Genomic DNA, 20,000 nt, shown 5'->3' on the forward strand with positions numbered 1-20,000 from the left:
GCCTCTTCTTTTTTAAAGATATTATTCTCCGCAAATCAAGTGCTTATATTCTTTTTTTTTAAAAAAATATTTTATTTTTATTTACAATAACTAAATAAATAGTTGTACTTTCAGACACTTAACCAAGTACACTATTTTATTAACGCTTCTTCAACAACATACATGCTCAAACAACTCTTCTCGGTTCTTATTTTTTTATTGTTATGTCTTCCAGTTCTGGCGCAAAATGCAAGTATAAAAGGTGTTGTTGTTGATACCGTTGAAAAAACAAAATTACAGAACAGCGCTATCCTGCTAATAAGAAGCAAAGATTCCATTTTAGTTAAAGATGCACGGACCAAGGTTAACGGTGAATTCGAGTTTTCGAATTTAAAAAAAGGAAATTATACCCTGGTGGTCACTTTTCCGAGGATGGCCGATTATATAAGAGACATCCAATTGTCTGATTCATCTAAATTCAACCTGGGTAATATCGCGATGGATAGCAAAGCTACACTTTTAAATGAAGTGGTAATTAAAGCCCAAAAGCAGGCCATTAGTATGAAGGGCGATACCATAACCTACCAGGCAGATAGTTTTGCGGTAAAACCACATGCTAATTTACAGGATTTATTAAGACGCTTACCTGGAATTGAGGTTGATAAAGATGGCGCCATAAAAGCTGGTGGAAAAGATGTAAATACACTTTTGGTTGACGGGGAGGAATTTTTTGGCGACGATCCACTTCTGGCACAGAAATACCTGAAAGCCAATGCAGTTAGTGAAGTTCAGGTTTATGATAAAAAAACCAAAGAGGAAGAATTATCTGGTATAAAAGAAGGTGATACCAAAGAGAAGGTAATGAACATCAAACTCAAGGAAAATGCCAAAAATGGGTATCTCAGCACCTTGGATGCCAATAGCGACCTTAAGCATTATAAAAATATAGGTGGCATGGCGGGCATTTATAAAAACAAACTAAAGGCCGCGGTTTTTGGCTCTAACTCCAATACCAATCAAGATTCGAAAGCCAGTGCTGCCATGAGCAAACTAAAAGGCAATGATTATGATGTTATTGAAGTTGGCGATGACGGCAGTACAGTAATGATCAGCTATGGCGGCAACCGTGATGAAGATGATTTTTCACCATCAAGCGGACTACCTGATGTAACGGGATATGGGGCGCATTTTTCTGACAAATGGAACGAAAACAAAGTAGGCCTAAAACTCAATTATAAAGGCAGTGACAGAAACATATTGGACAGAACAACTTCGAAAAACCAGTCGTTACTGCCCAACGGAACGAATTTCTTTAGCGAAGGCAGCTCAAACAGCGAAATCAGAAATACCGGACAGAGTTTAAAAGGCAGTGTCGATATTAAATTAGATTCGCTTTCTACCTTAAAAATATCCTTTGCAGGTAGCAAACGCAAAAACAGCAGCCAGTATATCAGCAAGAACGAAACTAAAAATGACGCAGGGATATTTGTAAATAATAGTGATCAGTCTAATGATAGCAATGGCGACAACGACTTGTTTAACGGAAATATTAATTACGCTAAAAAGTTTGTAAAAAAAGGAAGAACACTCTCTATCGACATACAACCTGAAACCAAAAGCAGCACGAGTTTGGGCACCAGTTTAAGTGTAACCAATTACTATGATGGGAATGGAACAATCAACAGAACTGTCAACCAAAACTTTCTGAACGATAATTCGGGAAGTGAAAGCTCTCTTGGCACCAGAATATCATATACCGAACCTTTAGGCAAGCAATTTTCATTACAAACAGCATACAGCTTTAAAACGGTAACATCAAATAGCCATAAACTGGTATTCGATAAATCATTAAATAATAAACGAATCGATTCACTGAGCAACAATTTCGATTTCAATAATTTTTCGAACATTGGTAAAATTGTGTTGCAATACAGATCAAAGAAGTTCACGCTATCCGGTGGTGCAGAGGCTACCGAAACGACATTCGAGCTGAATGATCTGGACCGCAACAATAAATTTAACCGAAACTATTTAAACTGGGCCCCACAGAGTAACTTTAACTATAAACTTGGTAAAAACACCAGTGTATCGTTAAACTACAATGGTAATACTCGACAGCCGAGTTTAGATCAGTTGCAACCTATCAGACAAATTAACAATCCACTTTACGAAATAAAAGGTAATCCAAATTTAAAACCATCTTTCAACAATAATTTTGGCTTTAATTTTAATACGTATCAGCAAAAGTCACAGATGTATGCGTATGTGTATGGTGGCTACAGCTTTACCAAAAATGCCGTTGTAAGCTCAAGAACAGTCGATGATGTGAATAAAACCATCAGCAGTTATATCAATTTAAATGGTAATAATAATTTTTACGCAGGTGCGAGTTTTAATAAAAGTTTTAGCAAAATCCACTTTAAACGCAGGTTTAAATGCCAATTTCAATCATTCGAACTCCGTTTCAATCTTAAACAATAAGTTGAATGAAAATGTGAACAATAGCATTAATATACGTCCTCGTTTTAGCTATTATGGAGATAAAGTTCAAATCCAGTATAATCCATCGGTTACTTTTTCGAACAGCCGCTCGTCAATCGGTTCGATAAATAATGGTAAAAACTTTAGCCACAACCATGATATTTCTGGAAACATAGAACTTCCATACAATACAGAATTTAACACATCGATATCCTTGTCATATCAACCAGCAAATTCTTCTTTTAGCACACCAGTAAATATTGCCTTGTGGAACGCCTATTTATCAAAAAAGATGCTCAAATCACAAGGATTAGAGCTTAAAGTATCCATTTCTGACATTTTAGCTGAAAAAATTGGCTATAATCGTTACGTTGGAGGTAATAACATCAGCGAATATACCAATAGCTTTATTCCGAGGTACGTCCTAATTGGCATCACCTATAATTTAACCGGAAACTTTGTTAAACAAGACAAAAAATAATTGAAGATGAAAAATTTAGGACTAAGCATTATCTTGTTTTCTGCAGTTATAGTAGTGCGTGCACAAACTGTTTTCATCAAAAGTGCCAAAATAACTTTCGAGAAAAAGATCAATCAAAAACAGCAATTGGCATCAAATACCTGGATATCAGACGATGCCAGGGATAAAATGAGCAAATACAGGATTTCCAATTGGGATTATAGCTTTAACGACAGTAGCTCCATTTATAAGATTAAACCAAAAGAGACCTTGAACGACAATAATTTCTTCTTTATTGCTGGTGAGAATACAAATGAGCTGTATACCGACTTTAGCAAAAAATCAAGAGTAATCAGAAAACCAATAAGAGGCGAAGATTTTATTTTAAAAGATACTATCCCCCATGTCAACTGGAAAATCATGCACGATGTACGCCAAATTGCAGGTTACGAATGCCGTAAAGCAATAGCAGTAATAAACGATTCGGTTACTGTAGTAGCTTTCTATAGTGAAGAAATTTTGTTAAAAGGTGGCCCTGAAGGATTTACAGGCTTACCTGGAATGATATTAGGCCTAGCCATACCTCGGTATAATACTACCTGGTTTGCCACTAAGGTTGAAGCTAAAAACGTTCCCATCTTTAACATTGCTCCTCCTGCAAAAGGTAAAAGAACCGATACCGAAAAAGATTTCAAAAAAATGATCGACCTCTATACCCGTTATGAGGATAAAAAGAACCCCAGAAAGATAGAAGAAATTAAAAAAGAACTCTACACGCTGATACTTTAGGTGCCCGCCTTACCTAAAACAGTCACTATCAGAGATATAATATGGAGAAAAAATATTCTGGCAAGTATCTAATCGAGCGATAATTTTTTGTACCTTTGTATCCCGTACAAAAACAATTAAACAGGTCCAAAACACCTGGTTAATTCCACAAATTATCAATCATGACAAAGTATATTTTTGTTACGGGCGGTGTTACTTCCTCTTTAGGTAAGGGCATCATTTCCGCATCTTTAGCTAAACTTTTACAGGCACGTGGCTACCGTGTAACCATTCAAAAATTCGATCCGTACATTAATATCGATCCAGGAACTTTAAATCCATACGAACATGGCGAATGCTTTGTAACCGAAGATGGTGCTGAAACCGATCTGGATCTTGGTCATTATGAGCGTTTCCTTAACGTTCCAACATCACAGGCAAACAACATTACTACCGGCCGTATTTACCAGAACGTAATTAATAAAGAGCGTAAAGGTGAGTATCTGGGCAAAACAGTTCAGGTTGTACCCCACATTACCGACGAGATTAAACGCAATATGCGTATTTTAGGTGATAGCGGTGAATATGATATTGTAATTACAGAACTTGGTGGAACTGTAGGTGATATCGAATCGTTACCATTTATTGAGGCTGTTCGCCAGTTTAAATGGGAAGAAGGCAGTACCAATGCTATTGTGATCCACTTAACCCTGGTACCTTATTTAGCTGCTGCCGGTGAGTTAAAAACCAAGCCGACACAACACTCAGTTAAAGCTTTGTTGGAGTATGGAATACAGCCGGATATATTGGTTTGCAGAACCGAGCACCACATTAGCCCTGAGATCAGAAAAAAAATTGCTTTATTTTGTAACGTTAACATCAATGCCGTAGTCGAATCGATGGATGCATCTACTATTTATGATGTGCCATTGTTGATGTTAAAAGAACAATTGGATAAAACTGTTTTATCGAAATTAAAATTACCGACCAAAAGCGACCCTGATATGGAAAGCTGGAAAGATTTCCTGGGCCGTTTAAAAAATCCTACGGCAGAGGTTAAAATTGGTTTAATCGGTAAGTATGTAGAATTACCTGATGCTTATAAATCAATTATAGAATCTTTTGTACACGCAGGTTCGAAAAACGAATGTAAGGTTAAAGTAGAATATATACACTCTGAAGGTATTTTCTCTGATAATGTAAAAGATAAATTAGGTCACTTACAAGGTGTTTTAGTTGCACCAGGTTTTGGTAGCCGGGGTATTGAAGGTAAAATTGATGCCATAAAATATGTTCGCGAGAACAATATTCCTTTCTTCGGAATCTGCCTGGGTATGCAATGTGCTGTTATCGAATTTGGACGTAACGTTTTAGGTTTGAAAGATGCACATACTACAGAAATTGAGGAAAATGCTGCCAATCCGGTAATTAACATGATGGAAGAGCAGAAAAAAATAACAAATAAAGGTGGAACGATGCGTTTAGGCTCTTATCCTTGTGATATTAAAAAAGGAACAAAAGCTTTTTCTATTTACGGTAAATCGCACATCAATGAGCGCCACCGTCACCGTTACGAATTTAACAATGCTTATTTAAAGCAATATGAAGATGCAGGAATGATTGCATCAGGTATGAATCCGCAAACCAATTTAGTTGAAATTGTGGAGCTTAAAAACCATCCATTTTTCGTTGGCGGGCAATTTCACCCAGAATTAAAATCAACAGTTGCTAATCCTCACCCACTTTTTGTTAAATTTGTCGCCGCTGCGATGGAGTTTGCGAAAAAGAAAACGAATTAAAAGCAGTACATACATAAATAATGGATAGAAATACCTTTACAGGACTGTTCCTGATTATGATCATTTTGGCAGGATCATTCTACTTTTTGAAGCCGAACGAGGCTGAAATGAAAAAAGCCAAAGAAATAGAACATTTAGATTCTTTGAAAAAAGCTGGCGTTACACCAGTACAAAAAGATACCACTAAAACTGCTGCGATTGCTAACCCAGCTATAGATTCTTTAGCCCTAAAAGGCCCTTTTGGTACCGCAATTACTGGTACCGAAACCAATACTGTTCTAGAAAACGAGAATTTACTAATCACTTTAAGCAATAAAGGCGGTAAAATTACCTCGGTTGAAGTTAAGGGTCAGAAAACCTTTACCGGAAAACCACTTATTTTATTTGATGGTAACCAGAATAAATTTGGTTTAAACCTTAATGCTGTTGGTAAAGTAATTAATACCAACGACTTATACTTTACACCAACAAAAACCGGAAATACAGTCACCATGCGTGCCAATTATGGCGCAAACGCATATGTAGAATATGTATACGATTTAAAAGCATTAAGTAACAAAGTTGCTTTTAACATCAATTTGGTTGGCTTACAGCAAGTAATTGCAGGCAATAACATTGGTTTAAACTGGCAAACTACTTTAAAACAGCAAGAAAAATCGCTCGAAAGTGAGCACCGTTATTCTGCTCCTTATTACAAGTATTTAGATGGCGATGTAAACCATTTAAGTGTTTCTAAAGATGAAAAAGAAGAGTTATCGAAAGGTAAAATTCAATGGTTCTCTTTCAAGCAGCACTTTTTCTCAGCTTCTTTAATCTCGAAGCAGGCTTTTGAAAAAGGAAGTTTAGAAGTTAAAATCCCAACAGCGCCTGGCCTGGTGAAGTTTTATGATGCCAACATGCAATTGCCATATGCGCATACCGCTAACCAGGTTTATGAAATGGAATTTTATTTCGGAACCAACAAATTCTCTACTTTAAAAGCACAGGGCTATGATTTAGAGCAACAGGTTGATATGGGTTACTGGCCATTGAAATACATTAACCGCTTCATTGTACTACCTGTATTTAATTTCTTAAATAACTTCAATTGGAACTTCGGTCTAATTATCCTGGTTTTAACCATCTTATTAAAGGTTGCTTTATCGCCACTTACTTACAAGTCGTATCTGTCAATGGCTAAAATGAGGGTATTGAAACCAGAGATGGATGAGATAAAAGCTAAAGTAGGTGAAGATAATCCAACATTGGTTCAACAGGAATATTTAAAATTATATAAGAAAGCGGGAGTAAACCCTCTGGGTGGATGCTTGCCAATGGTATTACAGTTGCCTTTGGTAATGGCCTTCTTCTTCTTCTTCCCTAACTTGTTTGAGTTACGCGGTGAGAGTTTCCTTTGGATGAAAGATTTATCAACTTATGACGAGTTTATCAAATTTGGCGTAAAAATCCCTTTCATTGGCGATCACTTAAGTTTAATGTGTGTATTGATGACCATCTCTACATTGATTATGACTTATTTTAACAACCAGGTTTCAGGCGCTACAGGCCAAATGAAATATATCGGTTACATTATGCCGGTTATCTTCTTAGGTGTGTTAAACAGTTACCCTGCCGGATTAAACTATTATTATTTCTTAGCCAACTTAATGACTTTCGGACAGCAGTTCTTAATCCGTAAAATGGTTGATGATGATAAAATCCACGCTTTGATTCAGCAAAACAAAGCCAGACCAGCTGATGAGAAAAAGAAAAAATCTAAATTCCAACAACGTTTAGATGATTATATGCGTCAGCAACAACAAGCTAAAAAGTAATTTAGCCTTTAATGATATGAAAACCCTCGATTGCTTAAAGCAATCGAGGGTTTTTAGTTTTGAAAGAAATCTTTTATAATTGAAATAACTGTTTATTTGTGATCTGTGAGAACACAGACCACGGAGGTGGAATATTAAGGAGCCGACTTCATAATAAAGTTGCTGAAACAAGCTCTGTATGACGAATGTAAGAGCCAATTTTACTAAAATGTATTTTCTATAAATGAGTCGTCATCCTGAACTTGTTTCAGGATCTTAATTAGCCCTATCTTAATGAATATTTGATCAAGCACAAAAACCATTTAGCAAATAATAAAAACGCCTTTTAATTGTAATATTTGGCATACAAGTTTCCTAATAAGCTAAAAAATTCCAATTTTAGAAGATTAAATCTCAACCAACAAATTAATTAACTTTTAAAATGCAAAAGAGACTAACTATTATTCTGTTTTTCGTTGTCAGCTTTGCCTACGCACAAAAGAAACCTTTAGATCACTCGGTATATGATACCTGGGAATCTGTAGGAACAAAGCAATTATCAAATAATGGTCAATGGGCCATGTACAGCATCTTACAGCAAGAAGGTGATGCACAATTGTACCTTACCAATATTAAAACGAATGCGAAGATTAATATACCAAGGGGGATGAACTCACAGTTTAGTAATGATTCTAAGTTTGCTGCTTTTAATATCCGTCCCTTAAATAAGGATTTACGTCAGGCTAAAATTAAAAAGAAAAAGCCAGATGAATTACCAAAAGATTCGTTGGGCATTGCCAACCTCAGCACCAGTGCCGTTACAAAAGTGGCAAGGGTAAAATCTTTCAAATTCCCTGAAGAAGGCGCAGGCGTAATGGCCTATCTAACTGAAAAGCCAGATACAACAAAGAAAACTGTAAAACCGGCTGAGAAAAAGGATGGTGAAATGGATTTTGCAGATGATGAACCTGCTGGAAAAGGTAAGGCCGACGAAGGAACCGATTTAGTGGTTAAAAACCTTTTAATGGGTACAGATAAAACTTATAAATTCGTTACCGATTATTATTTCAGTAAAGATGGCAAACAGTTGGTTTTTGCCTGCAGCGGATCTAAAAAAGACAAAACGGCCCCGCAGGGTGTATTCTTGTTAAATACAGAAAAAGGCACATTAAAAACCCTGATTAAAGGTAAAGGAAGTTTTAAAAACTTCACTTTTGATGAGGAAAGCGAGCATGTGGCTTTTGTGGGTGAGCAAAGTCCGGAGAAACAGGAAATAAAAAATTACAACATTTATTACAACTCTTTAACACTAGATACGGCGCAGATACTGGTTGATTTTGATATGCCAGGACTACCTGCAAAATGGTCGGTTAATGGCGATGGTAAAATAACCTTTAGTAAAGATGGCAAGAAATTATTTTTCGGCATCTCTCCTATCAAAAAACCAAAAGACACCACTATTGTAGATTTCGAAGTGGCCAAAGTTGATGTTTGGAATTACAAAGACGATTACTTGCAACCTATGCAGCTTAAAAATGCAGATAGAGACGGTAAAAAAAGTTATTTATCGGTGATTGATGTTTATAGCAGTGATCCAAAAGTAATTCCATTAGCTGATTTAAAATTGCCTGACGCCAATCTGATTGCTGAAGGTGATGCGAATCTGGTTTTAGCATCTACAGACTATGGCCGCAGGATCGAATCACAATGGAGCGGTTCTACCTCAAAAGATTACTATTTGGTTGATACTAAAAATGGCCAGAAAAAGAAAATCATTGATAATTTAAGCGGTTATGCAATGGCTTCTCCTGGCGGAAACTATGTTTTATATTTTGATAGAAAAGCAGGTAGCTGGAATACTTATAGTGTAACCACCGGAAAAGTAACCGTATTAACAGCTGGATTAAGCGAAAAATTTGTTGATGAGGAAAACGATGTACCGGATTTACCTTCCCCTTACGGTTTAGCAACATGGACCGAAGGTGATAAAGCTGTTTTAATTTACGATAAATACGATATCTGGTCGTTCTCACCAGATGGAAAACCGGCACCAAAAAATATTACTGCCGGTTTTGGAAGAGCAAACAATATTACCTTCCGTTACGAAAGAGTACAGCAGGATAACAGGTTTGAGCGCAATGCAGATAGCAAATTTGTAAAAGTGAACGAAACGGTTTGGTTAGATGGTTTTAATAATTTAACTAAAGAAAACGGGTTTTACCGTACCAATGTAGGTTCGGCTAAAGCGCCAGAATTGGTAGTAATGGCTAAGTTTAAATATTCAAACCTGCTAAAAGCTAAAGATGCTGATGTTTATATTTACGATAAAGCCAATTATGTAGAATCGCCAAATGTTTATATCACTACCGATTTCAAAACTGAAATCAAATTAAGCAATACCAACCCTCAACAAAAAAACTACAATTGGGGCACGGCTGAGCTGGTTAAGTGGACTACGCCAAAAGGCTATAAAGCCGAAGGTATACTGTACAAACCAGAAAATTTCGATCCAAATAAGAAATATCCGATGATTGCATATTTCTACGAAAAACTAACGGATGGTTTATACACTTATCAAGCGCCGGCACCTACTCCATCTCGATTAAATATTTCTTATTTCGTGAGTAACGGATACCTGGTTTTTGCACCAGATATTAGCTACGAAACTGGTCACCCAGGTAAATCTGCAGTTGAATTCATCAACTCTGGTGTAGAAAGCCTGAAGAAAAATAGCTGGGTAGATGGTAGCAAAATCGGTATCCAAGGTCAAAGTTGGGGCGGTTATCAGGTGGCGTATCTCATTACACAAAATAATATGTATGCTGCAGCATGGGCTGGTGCTCCCGTAGTTAATATGACTTCTGCTTATGGTGGTATCCGCTGGGAAACTGGTATGAACCGTCAGTTCCAATATGAGAAAACACAAAGCCGTATCGGTGCAACACTTTGGGAAAAACCAGAATTATATATCGAGAACTCACCATTATTTATGTTTCCGAAAGTAAATACACCTGTTGTGGTGATGGCCAACGATGCTGATGGCGCTGTGCCATGGTATCAAGGGATTGAGATGTTTACTGGTTTACGTCGCTTAGGTAAACCGGTTTGGATGCTCAACTATAATGGTGAGGCGCATAACCTGGTTCAACGCCAGAACCGTAAGGATATTCAAATCCGCGAACAACAATTTTTCGACTATTATTTAAAAGGCGCAAAGGCTCCGGCTTGGATGACAAGTGGGATTCCTGCTACTGAAAAAGGAAAAACCTGGGGTTTTGAATTAACAGACGATAAACCGTAGTTGAGTTTGGAGTGATGAGCTGGGAGTTCGGAGTACATGGTGCAGAAACAATAGTTTATAACAGATAGCTGAAAAATTTAAATCCATAATACGTAGCAGTAGCTATTTATTATGGATTTTTTTCGATTATAATATTATAAAGACATTATTATTCCTCTAGAATAAATATGGTTATCGCTAATGACTCCAAACCCCAGCCTCCCAACTCCGAACTCTTTTCTATGATCTTTCGCTTAAAAAAGGTATTTTAACCGCTTCAAAGCAAAAAACTAAACATTCCTAATGGCATTAAGCAGAATTTGGTCGGCATTTATTATTGTAGCTATTGTTGTAGCCTGTATTAAGTGCTTTTTCTTCGGGCAAAGCGATATTTTTAACTGGATGGTGATCGGTAAATCGTCTGATCCGGCAAATCCTTTAAAATTAGATGGAATTATCGAAACCTGTTCAATTGCCGTAAAACTTTGTATCGAATTGGTTGGAACCTTGGCTTTATTTATGGGTTTTATGAGTATTGCTGAAAAAGCTGGAGGTATCCGTTTGTTATCAAAGATTATTGCCCCTTTCTTTTCTAAACTGTTTCCGGATATCCCAAAGGGACATCCTTCGATGGGACACATGATTATGAATTTTTCGGCAAATTTATTGGGACTAGACAACGCAGCTACTCCATTTGGGATTAAAGCAATGGAAAGTCTTCAGGAATTAAACCCGAATAAAGATACCGCAAGCAATGCACAGATTATGTTCTTATGTTTGCATGCGGCAGGCCTAAGCTTAATACCCGTGAGCGTAATCGCCATCCGATCTACACAAAATGCCTCTGACCCTACCGATATTTTTATCCCCTGCATGATTGTAACCTTTGTAGGAACTATGGCAGCCATGCTGATTGTTTCCTTTAAACAAAAAATAAATATATTTCAGCCAGCAATCATCACCTGGGTATTGGGTATCTCAGCTGTAATCGGTGCATTGGTTTGGTATGTGAGTAAGCTAAATGCCGAAAGCATAAAATCATTTTCTGGTTTGTTAAGTGGTGGGATCATCTTATTGATCTTTTTATTGATCGTTCTTGGCGCACTATACAAGAAAATTGATGTTTTCGATTCGTTTATTGAAGGTGCCAAAGGCGGATTTGAGACCGCGATTAAAATCATACCCTACCTGGTGGGTATATTAGTGGCCGTTTGCATGCTCAGAACCAGTGGAACCTTTGATGTGGTCATGAACGGAATTAAGCAGGCTTTTGTTTTTTTTGGAGCCGATACACGTTTTGTTGATGCCCTGCCCACAGCTTTGATCAGGCCTTTAAGTGGTGGCGCGGCAAGGGGTATGATGGTGAGTACCATGATTTCAAATGGTCCGGATTCTTTTGCCAGTAGACTATCAGGTGTTTTTCAGGGCGCTTCTGATACCACTTTTTATGTAGTAGCGGTTTATTTCGGATCGGTAAGTATAAAGAATACGCGTTATGCCGTTGGTTCGATGTTATTGGCCGATTTGGTAGGTGTAATTACGGCAATAACGATGGCTTATTTATTCTGGCCAGGACTAAAATAATGAACAATAAAAAATCCCTATCTGACAGTATAAGCCAAATAGGGATTTTTTTTATGAGCATTAGGTTAAATGTGATTTTACTGCGAAACCTGCGGAGAGGAAATTCTGTAAATAATTTCATCAATAGCATCTGGATCAATGGCTACATTTTTAGAGGCACACCACTTTTCACTTTTGTTATCTAACCAGATACAAAAAGAATGGTAACCATCTAAAACAACGGCATAAGTTTCGTGAAAATCATCTTGAATACGCATGCAAAATCCCTTAAAAATTTTGCCTCTAACAATGAATTGCAGGGTGGAATAATTTTCTAACATGGCTCATTATATTTTTGGTTAAATTACAACAAATTATAAACGAGAATGTTTCGTTAATTTAAAGGAATTAATAATTAATTCTTAAACTATCTGAAAAGGCTTAACCTATGTTTAACATGTTCGAATAGCCTTTAGCTATTAAACGCTTTTTTGAGGGTAAAAATATCTCGCACTGCAGATTTAATATCGTGCGCCCTCTTTTTACAATCGAGGTTTCTGCAACAACTTCGTCGCCCTCACTTGCAGTGGCAAAATAATCGATATAGTTATTTACAGTGGTGTACCGTTCGTTTAATCCCATCGTAAAAACAGTTGCGCCAATTAAATCATCAATAATACCTGCTGTTACACCGCCATGCAAAATTTGATAGGGATTAGTCATTTCTTTGCGGATGGTATACTGGCAAACCAATATGCCATGCTCAGCTTTAATTAAAACAGGAGCCAGCCAATTCATAAAGTTAGAGGGCGAATCGGTAATTACCTTGCCAATTGATTGCCTTAAAAAAGTTAAACGCTGTTCGCTTAAAGAGGATTCCATGGATGTAAACATTTAATGTATGATGGTTGAAGTAAAAATAGGAAAAATGGTCCATAGACCATAGACCATAGACCATAGACCATAGAATGGAAAGGCTAAGAGAAGAAAGGTTTAATTAGCAGTTAAAAAGAAAATGGAAGATATAATACCTCCCATTTTCTAAACGAAACATTAAATCTAAAACATGATTACCACAATCTTCTTATAGTTCTTTCATTCCTAAATTGGAATTATCACTTTGAAACTTAAATTCCTGCCCATATTGTAAATTCCTGATGTGCCATTGGGCGAACGGTTATAATATTCGAAATATTTTAACCTGTTTAAATTTGACTGGTAGGCGATATTGAAAATATTATCGGCCTGGAGAAAAATATCACACAAAGTTTTTCCTTTTTTAGTTTTTAATGCAGATCCTATGCCTCCGTTAATTAAAGTATAACCAGCGGTAAAGGTTTCGGTATTATCTAAAGCATAAAATCTATTCTGATCGGCGAAAAAAGCAGCATCAACTTTAATATAAGGCTTATCAAAAATACCTATGGGTTTTTGCACAGTTGCCTTAATCTCCGTTCTTACTTGCAATGGCGGAATAAAAGGCAAATATTTTGCATCCCTACCGTGTTTATCTAAGAGTTCCTGGTTCTGATTCAACCCAACCACATAAGCCAGGCTATTATTGAAACTTAGCCATTTTAAATCTGCAGGATGTAGATTTATCGAAATTTCTGCACCATACAATCTGGCTTTTGATTGCTGATACTGATAGGTTAAATTACCAGGGACAATAACCACTGGATTTCCGTTGGCATCGGTTAAACGCGATTGATAAATATAGTTCTGAATATTGTTGTTAAACAGCTCCAAGCTGATATCGGCATCTTTCAAATAGGCAATAATGCCAATATCTTCCTGGAGGTTAAACTCTGGCTTAAAGGTTCTGTTGCCCAAATACACAATATGCGCACCAGGATCTAATCCATTAGAGCCGATTTCTGTAATATTTGGAGCTCTATATCCTCTCGCAATATTGGCTTTAATTAATAGCTTTTCGGAAATATTGTAAGTTAGACCCAAGCTTCCTGATAAGCCATAATAATTTTTATCAAAAGAAGGGAATTGCAATTTTCCAGTGGCATCGGTTGAGCTCACTTCTTTACCGAAACCGGTTTGCACATTGGTACCCACATAAAAATCGTCCCAATTTATATTTCTTCTGTCAATCCTAATCCCTCCGGAAACATCTACCTTACCCATCGATTTCTTTGCGAAGTAAAAGGCACCAACATCGAAGAGATCATAATCGGGAATTGGAAAATCGGTAGCAGCTTTGCTCCTGTTTCCCTGGTACATACCATTTACCCCGATAGTACTTTCGATACCCGCAAAATCGGGCAGGTTGTATTTAAGATCGTAATTAAAAGTGTTTAACACGACATAAAGTCCGGCTTGACTTGGCCATGTTGGGTGATTATATTCTCTCCTTACACTTTGCTGTCCGCCAATCAATAAATTTAAATCACTTGTTCCAAATTTAAACTGACTGGTGTTATAAAACCGGTAATGTTGAATGTGCTGATGCAAGGGATTAATTGAGTAACTATTCAGATCACTTTCAGGTACAATAGGCCTGTTTTTAATATCATCTCCGTCATCCAAAACCTGCCTGGTAAATCGTCGTGATAAAGAATCTCTGCTACCATCAGGAATTTCCATTAAATTATCGTAATAGGTGAGGGCAGTTTTAGAAGAACCCCAGGCTTTATCTACCCTGGCACTGGCAGATAGATTGTATTCTCTAAAAGCTGTTCCGTAAACCAATCCATCAATTTTGTTTTGGTAATTATGTGCTGTTTTCCCAGTCGCCCTAAACGTATATTTCCAATCGTTTTTAATGTAGGCCAATCCGAGCGACGAACCGATCATCCCATTATTACTTTGGTAATTTGCTGTAAAATCGCCTTTCAATTTACCATCTTCAAAATTCGGGCTGTAAGGAATCATATTAATTACACCTGCTAAGGCATCAGAACCATAGGTTAAACTGGCTGGACCTTTTACAACTTCAGCCCTGGTAATACCATATTCATCTACCTCAATACCATGTTCATCGCCCCATTGTTGTCCCTCCTGCCGCAAACCATCATACAAAGTTAACACACGGTTATACCCCAAACCCCTAATAAAGGGTTTAGAAACATTTGGCCCTGTGGTAACAGCTGTAATTCCAGGAACGCCTTTAACAATAGCTTCGATCAGATTAGTATTCACATTTTGGTCCATTGATTTTTTCGAGAGGACTGCAATAGGTACGGGGCTTTTACGCAGCTGTGTGGCCCGGTTAACCCCGGTAATTACCACATCGCCTAAATCAGATGCTAAGCTTAACAGATCAGCGTTAACCAGTGCAGTATCTCCTTTTAGCGTTACTTTGATTCTTTTGGACTGATAACCTATACCCGAAAAAATGAGATCATAATTTCCGGATGGAATACCACCTAATTGATAGGTACCGGAAACATTTGATTTGGTGGATCCCTTAGATCCTAAAACTTTAATGGTGATATTTTCTACAGGTTCATTTTGGGAGGTGACCAAACCTTTAACCATAACTTTTTGCGCGATGGCATTTAGCGATATAAAAAAACAGAAGCAGTATAGTAAGAATGGTTTCATGAACAGAAATGATTTGTCTAAATATAATTTTAGACAAATCTAAATTTTAATTTAAATATATCAAATTAAATATTTAGATAATATTTAACAACCTTAAAATCAAAACATTTAAACAAAAAATAAAAGTGCTTAGCGTTGAGTGGTGTGACCCCAAAAAGTTGGACAAAAACTTTTTGGGGTTCACTTCATGAGTAAAGCGCTTTTATTTTCCGAAACCGAATAATAGTTAGCAAGACATCCATCATCCATTTTACATCTCTCCTCTTACATTCTCCATCTCATACTACATTTCCTCCAGCTTCATTTATCAGCCCATTGGTCAGGTTAGCATCCTTTGCTTCCAGTTACTTCTTTTTTTTAAAATTTAATCGATTTTGAGTAAACAGCGATAATACTTATCTAGCTGATTATAAACAACCTGCACTTGCTGTTCATAAATCAATGCAAAATGGACAGAAAAATCTTTTGAATATTTTCACCATATCCTGCAAATACACCGTTATTATGATTATAATTGAATACAAAAGAGTGAATAAAACTATAATACCTGAAGGATTGTTATGCCTAAAGGAGTTTTAAACAGTACTAATCTTATAAACAGAATATATGTTGGTGATTAATAATTTCGAAGAGTATGAATCACATCTAGGTAAAGAACTAGGTGTTTCGCAATGGCATACCATAGACCAAGAACAGATTAATAAATTTGCCGATGCAACCTTAGATCACCAATGGATACACACCGACCCGGAAAAAGCTAAAAATGAAGGGCCATTTAAGGCAACAATAGCACATGGATATTTAACCTTATCCTTAATTCCTTATTTATGGAAACAGATTGCGGATGTACGTAATATTAAAATGGAAATCAATTATGGTATTGAACGTTTTAAATTTGGTCAGGCAGTTTTAGTGGATAGCGAAGTGCAATTAAAAGCAAAATTAAATTGCATTAGCAATTTGAGGGGAATAACTAAAGTTACGATTCAAGCAACGCTTGTGATTAAAGACCAACCCAAACCAGCATATGTGGGCGATGTTGTATTCTTGTACCACTTCATCTGATATCATTCAATTTTGGCTACATAATTACGCTTAGTTTTCATATCGGGATTCTTGATATCGGGTAACTTGATCTTGGCTAGCGACATTTCTATCGATACAGATGCATTCCGTTTTCTGGCTTCGGTGGATACGCTTGAAATGATATTTTTTAAGGTATTCAGTGCTGCAAAATACTGGCGATCCAGTGTTTTAATGGCATTCATATCGCGATTTTTCTGTTGGTATTCCAGGTTTGCTTTTTCACAACAATTGTACTGAATCTGATCTAAGTATGCTAACTTTTCGGTTATTATAGACAGTGCTGACGCGGATAACTTAAGTCCTTTAATATCAACAACTTTACCATCCTTAACTAAATAATTCAATCCATTAAAGGATATGGTTTTGAGCGGAGTATTATTAATGATTGCTGTGGGTTTTGGGGGCTGTTTTTCCGAGTTAAAACCATCTTGAATCAGCGCTTTGTTGTAACTAAACCGATCAGCTAAAAGTGAATCAATTAACCGGTTGCCGTCTATTCTTTCACTATCCTTTATTTGCTCAGCAGTTGTACCGATAGCATGAGAAGCCGTCAGATTTTTAGTTGAGTTACAGCTAAAACAAGTGAATAAAATAACCCCAAAAAAAGGCAAAATTTTATTTTTCATATCCAACAATTAATCAAATGCAAATTATGGAATTAACGGTTTATTGCAATCACAATTGACGAACAATTTACTTTACATTTATTTAAGCTGTGCTATAGAAAAGTATATTCTTGCCAGCAATTATATTGTTTTAATGATTACCTACATTTAAGACATCTGGCAGAATTTCTATTTTTATAAAGTTATTCGAGTTACCGAATTACAAAAAAACGTTTTTTTAGATGATTATTTTACTGTACCAAACAAACCATTTTAATGTATGCGTAAAACTAATATAACATATGTTCTATGTGAGTAAATAAAAGCTATACTGACAAATAACGGGTGAAAATCCTGTTAAAAAGGGCGCTCTCTTTCAGCAATCCTTAATGTTGGTCCTGTTATAGGAGCCAGTTTATCACAAATATGAGAATACAAAGATGGACCAGCCGTGCTGAGCTTCAAACGCTCCGGGAGGGTGATTATATTACATATGAATCATATTCAGGACGGATAAAAAAAATAGAAGTGCATCATTTTAGAAACGAACAACATTTTTATATTAAGCTTTATAATTTAAAACAAACCATACTGATTATCACATGATCAATATCTAAAAAACCAGAGATCATTTTAATGATCCACGTAAAATATTCTATTCTCAAGCTAATCAAATCTTGGGTATGCAGGCGTGCCTTCGCCTTTTTTGCACATTTATTTTAGAACTACTAACGGTCTATCTTACTGGCGAATGCACAAGATGATCCAAGTAATTTTGATATTTTCGATTTTACAATTAACGTCCCGCTAACCTCTTAAGTTAACTGGTTTTTCTGAATACTTTCTTTGAGCAATGTAAATTCGCAACTAATTAGGATTGTATTTTCCATATTTATCTTTTTCTGTTAATTTAATTCTGGCTACCTGCTCCATCCTTTCTTAATGATGAAAAACAATAATGCAAAATGATTTTCAATGTTTAGCTAAAGTAAACAAATGTTAATCTAAATGTTAACTATTACTAAACATTTGTTTAGTAAAAATACCGATGGTATATTTGACGATAAAGTTCAAAAAATTAATTTATCCAATTTAATATAAAGCAGATGTACCCTGAAATTAAAATGGTAGTATTCGATATGGCTGGCACTACAGTGAACGAAAACAACCTGGTTTACAAAACCCTGATGGATGCAATAAATGCCGCTGGTTTTTCATATACCCTTGATCAGGTTCTTGCTGTTGCAGCAGGAAAGGAAAAGAAAGAAGCAATCAGATCGGTACTTAAAACTTACGAAGGTTCTTTTGATGAAGCCATGGTTTTCGATATATATGAAAAATTTATTGGCAAACTGAAACTGGCGTATGAAACTGAGGAAATTTTACCTCAACCTGGTTCGATTGAGCTTTTTGAGAAACTTCGGAAAGAAGGAATAATTTTGGTACTTAATACAGGTTACGACAGGGCTACCGCAGAGGCTATACTGAGCAGACTGGGCTGGAAGGCAGGTACCGAATTCGATACACTCGTTACTGCTTCTGAGGTTGGCCAAAACAGGCCAGAACCGGATATGATTTTATTGGCAATGAGACACCATGGTCTTACCGATGGTAAATCGGTTGTTAAGGTTGGAGATTCAAGTATTGATATTGAAGAAGGTAAAAATGCAGGTTGCGGCTTAAGCATTGGCATTACCACAGGCGCGCATACGCAGAAACAATTAGAAAAAGCTAAACCTGATGAGGTAATAGACAATTTAATGGAAATCTATGCTATGGTAACCAAGCAGAACTAAATAATCGAAATGATTAAATAATTTCAACCGTATATGCTAACATACAAATGGGGGCAAACGATTGCAATTAAACATAAAATCAGCCCCCTCTTCTATTGAGTCTGGTACAGCAACTTAACCTAAACATAAAACCTTTTAACCAGGTAAAGCGTTTATTTTTAGATAACTTAGATCACAACTAAATATAAGCATATGAATACACAGGAAGTAGCTGACAAACTGGTGCAGCTTTGCCGTGAAGGCAAACACGAACAAGCCATTGATGAACTTTACGCCGATAACGTTGTAAGCAAAGAGCCAAAAGGCTCGCCAATGGAATTAACAGAAGGCAAAGATGCCGTTAAAAAGAAAACCATACAATGGGAAGAAAGTGTTGAAGAGATACATAGCTCTTCGTGCTCAGAACCAATTGTAGCAGACAATCATTTTGCTATTGTAATGAACATTGATGCCACTTATAAAGCCCATGGAAGAATGGCCATGAGTGAAATCTGTGTTTATGAGGTTAAAGATGGAAAAATCGTAGCCGACGAGTTTTTCTATCGCATGGGTTAAAATATAAAAAGCCCCGATATCCATCTGGGCTTTTATAATCAACTAACCTAAACTTATAAATACTAACCAAATATTTATACCGCAAAACTAATGACCGATTATTAATTCAATGTTAAATATTTATCACTTGTTACCTGAAATTGGTTACACCGCATTAGCTCATTAAATCGTAAAACACCGCTTATCGGGAAAAAATTAGAATCAAATTTGCCCTGCCTGTTCTGTGAAGGAAAATGTTTTATTACCTTTAAATAAATGAGCAATTTCTAACCATAAA

Annotated in this window: 14 protein-coding genes; 10 read left to right on the forward strand and 4 right to left on the reverse strand. The window is 36.4% G+C overall.

The annotated features are described in order from the left end of the window. The first annotated feature begins 162 nt into the window (after positions 1-162). From J7E57_RS10065 to J7E57_RS10090, 7 genes are all read left to right on the forward strand, one after another. The gene (locus J7E57_RS10065; RefSeq protein WP_251029872.1) at positions 163-2,460 is read left to right on the forward strand and encodes an outer membrane beta-barrel protein; all 2,298 of its coding nucleotides are present in this window, start codon (positions 163-165) and stop codon (positions 2,458-2,460) included. 13 nt (positions 2,461-2,473) lie between these two features. Next, a complete protein-coding gene (locus J7E57_RS27135) occupies positions 2,474-2,941 on the forward strand; it encodes a hypothetical protein (protein ID WP_251029873.1) in 468 nt (155 codons plus the stop codon). 6 nt (positions 2,942-2,947) lie between these two features. Beyond that, the gene (locus J7E57_RS10070; RefSeq protein WP_215127608.1) at positions 2,948-3,709 is read left to right on the forward strand and encodes a GLPGLI family protein; all 762 of its coding nucleotides are present in this window, start codon (positions 2,948-2,950) and stop codon (positions 3,707-3,709) included. A gap of 161 nt (positions 3,710-3,870) precedes the next feature. Then, positions 3,871-5,487, forward strand: coding sequence for a CTP synthase (locus J7E57_RS10075; RefSeq protein WP_215127610.1), 1,617 nt, complete (start codon positions 3,871-3,873; stop codon positions 5,485-5,487). 20 nt (positions 5,488-5,507) lie between these two features. Continuing rightward, complete coding sequence (gene yidC / locus J7E57_RS10080) at positions 5,508-7,301, forward strand: membrane protein insertase YidC (protein ID WP_215127613.1); 1,794 nt, start codon at positions 5,508-5,510, stop codon at positions 7,299-7,301. Between the two features lie 421 nt (positions 7,302-7,722). Next, a complete protein-coding gene (locus J7E57_RS10085) occupies positions 7,723-10,581 on the forward strand; it encodes a prolyl oligopeptidase family serine peptidase (protein WP_215127615.1) in 2,859 nt (952 codons plus the stop codon). A gap of 282 nt (positions 10,582-10,863) precedes the next feature. Next, on the forward strand, positions 10,864-12,144 hold the full coding sequence (locus tag J7E57_RS10090) for a nucleoside recognition domain-containing protein (RefSeq protein WP_215127617.1): 1,281 nt from the start codon (positions 10,864-10,866) through the stop codon (positions 12,142-12,144). Positions 12,145-12,221: 77 nt separating this feature from the next. On the opposite strand, the gene J7E57_RS10095 is transcribed toward J7E57_RS10090, so the two are convergent. The 3 genes from J7E57_RS10095 to J7E57_RS10105 form a co-directional block, all read right to left on the reverse strand. Next, positions 12,222-12,464: a hypothetical protein gene (locus tag J7E57_RS10095; RefSeq protein ID WP_215127619.1), complete on the reverse strand. Its 243-nt coding sequence runs from the start codon at positions 12,462-12,464 to the stop codon at positions 12,222-12,224. 100 nt (positions 12,465-12,564) lie between these two features. Next, positions 12,565-13,005, reverse strand: coding sequence for a PaaI family thioesterase (locus J7E57_RS10100; protein ID WP_215127621.1), 441 nt, complete (start codon positions 13,003-13,005; stop codon positions 12,565-12,567). Positions 13,006-13,224: 219 nt separating this feature from the next. Further along, positions 13,225-15,681 carry a TonB-dependent receptor gene (locus J7E57_RS10105; RefSeq protein ID WP_215127623.1) on the reverse strand — a complete coding sequence of 819 codons (2,457 nt, stop codon included), beginning with the start codon at positions 15,679-15,681 and terminating at the stop codon, positions 13,225-13,227. A 606-nt stretch (positions 15,682-16,287) separates the two neighbouring features. Between J7E57_RS10105 and J7E57_RS10110 the strand changes: the two genes are divergently transcribed. After that, positions 16,288-16,746: a MaoC family dehydratase gene (locus J7E57_RS10110; protein ID WP_029274701.1), complete on the forward strand. Its 459-nt coding sequence runs from the start codon at positions 16,288-16,290 to the stop codon at positions 16,744-16,746. A gap of 2 nt (positions 16,747-16,748) precedes the next feature. Here the strand turns inward: J7E57_RS10110 and J7E57_RS10115 are convergent, their stop codons facing one another. Beyond that, positions 16,749-17,393, reverse strand: a complete 645-nt coding sequence (locus J7E57_RS10115; protein WP_215127625.1) for a hypothetical protein — start codon at positions 17,391-17,393, stop codon at positions 16,749-16,751. Between the two features lie 1,085 nt (positions 17,394-18,478). Here J7E57_RS10115 and J7E57_RS10120 point away from each other — a divergent pair. Together J7E57_RS10120 and J7E57_RS10125 are read left to right on the forward strand one after the other, a co-directional pair. Next, on the forward strand, positions 18,479-19,168 hold the full coding sequence (locus J7E57_RS10120; RefSeq protein ID WP_215127627.1) for a phosphonatase-like hydrolase: 690 nt from the start codon (positions 18,479-18,481) through the stop codon (positions 19,166-19,168). Positions 19,169-19,360: 192 nt separating this feature from the next. Continuing rightward, on the forward strand, positions 19,361-19,723 hold the full coding sequence (locus J7E57_RS10125; protein WP_057935321.1) for a nuclear transport factor 2 family protein: 363 nt from the start codon (positions 19,361-19,363) through the stop codon (positions 19,721-19,723). The last annotated feature ends 277 nt before the right edge of the window (positions 19,724-20,000 follow it).

The organism is Pedobacter sp. ISL-64 (assembly GCF_018613605.1).
Lineage (GTDB): Bacteria > Bacteroidota > Bacteroidia > Sphingobacteriales > Sphingobacteriaceae > Pedobacter.

What these genes read in the sequence shown, in the direction of transcription:
- J7E57_RS10065 (WP_251029872.1), top strand. Translation starts at nt 163, where the DNA reads ATGCTCAAACAACTCTTCTCGGTTCTTATTTTTTTATTGTTATGTCTT.
- J7E57_RS10070 (WP_215127608.1), top strand. Translation starts at nt 2,948, where the DNA reads ATGAAAAATTTAGGACTAAGCATTATCTTGTTTTCTGCAGTTATAGTA.
- J7E57_RS10075 (WP_215127610.1), top strand. Translation starts at nt 3,871, where the DNA reads ATGACAAAGTATATTTTTGTTACGGGCGGTGTTACTTCCTCTTTAGGT.
- yidC (WP_215127613.1), top strand. Translation starts at nt 5,508, where the DNA reads ATGGATAGAAATACCTTTACAGGACTGTTCCTGATTATGATCATTTTG.
- J7E57_RS10085 (WP_215127615.1), top strand. Translation starts at nt 7,723, where the DNA reads ATGCAAAAGAGACTAACTATTATTCTGTTTTTCGTTGTCAGCTTTGCC.
- J7E57_RS10090 (WP_215127617.1), top strand. Translation starts at nt 10,864, where the DNA reads ATGGCATTAAGCAGAATTTGGTCGGCATTTATTATTGTAGCTATTGTT.
- J7E57_RS10095 (WP_215127619.1), bottom strand. Translation starts at nt 12,464, where the DNA reads ATGTTAGAAAATTATTCCACCCTGCAATTCATTGTTAGAGGCAAAATT.
- J7E57_RS10100 (WP_215127621.1), bottom strand. Translation starts at nt 13,005, where the DNA reads ATGGAATCCTCTTTAAGCGAACAGCGTTTAACTTTTTTAAGGCAATCA.
- J7E57_RS10105 (WP_215127623.1), bottom strand. Translation starts at nt 15,681, where the DNA reads ATGAAACCATTCTTACTATACTGCTTCTGTTTTTTTATATCGCTAAAT.
- J7E57_RS10110 (WP_029274701.1), top strand. Translation starts at nt 16,288, where the DNA reads ATGTTGGTGATTAATAATTTCGAAGAGTATGAATCACATCTAGGTAAA.
- J7E57_RS10115 (WP_215127625.1), bottom strand. Translation starts at nt 17,393, where the DNA reads ATGAAAAATAAAATTTTGCCTTTTTTTGGGGTTATTTTATTCACTTGT.
- J7E57_RS10120 (WP_215127627.1), top strand. Translation starts at nt 18,479, where the DNA reads ATGTACCCTGAAATTAAAATGGTAGTATTCGATATGGCTGGCACTACA.
- J7E57_RS10125 (WP_057935321.1), top strand. Translation starts at nt 19,361, where the DNA reads ATGAATACACAGGAAGTAGCTGACAAACTGGTGCAGCTTTGCCGTGAA.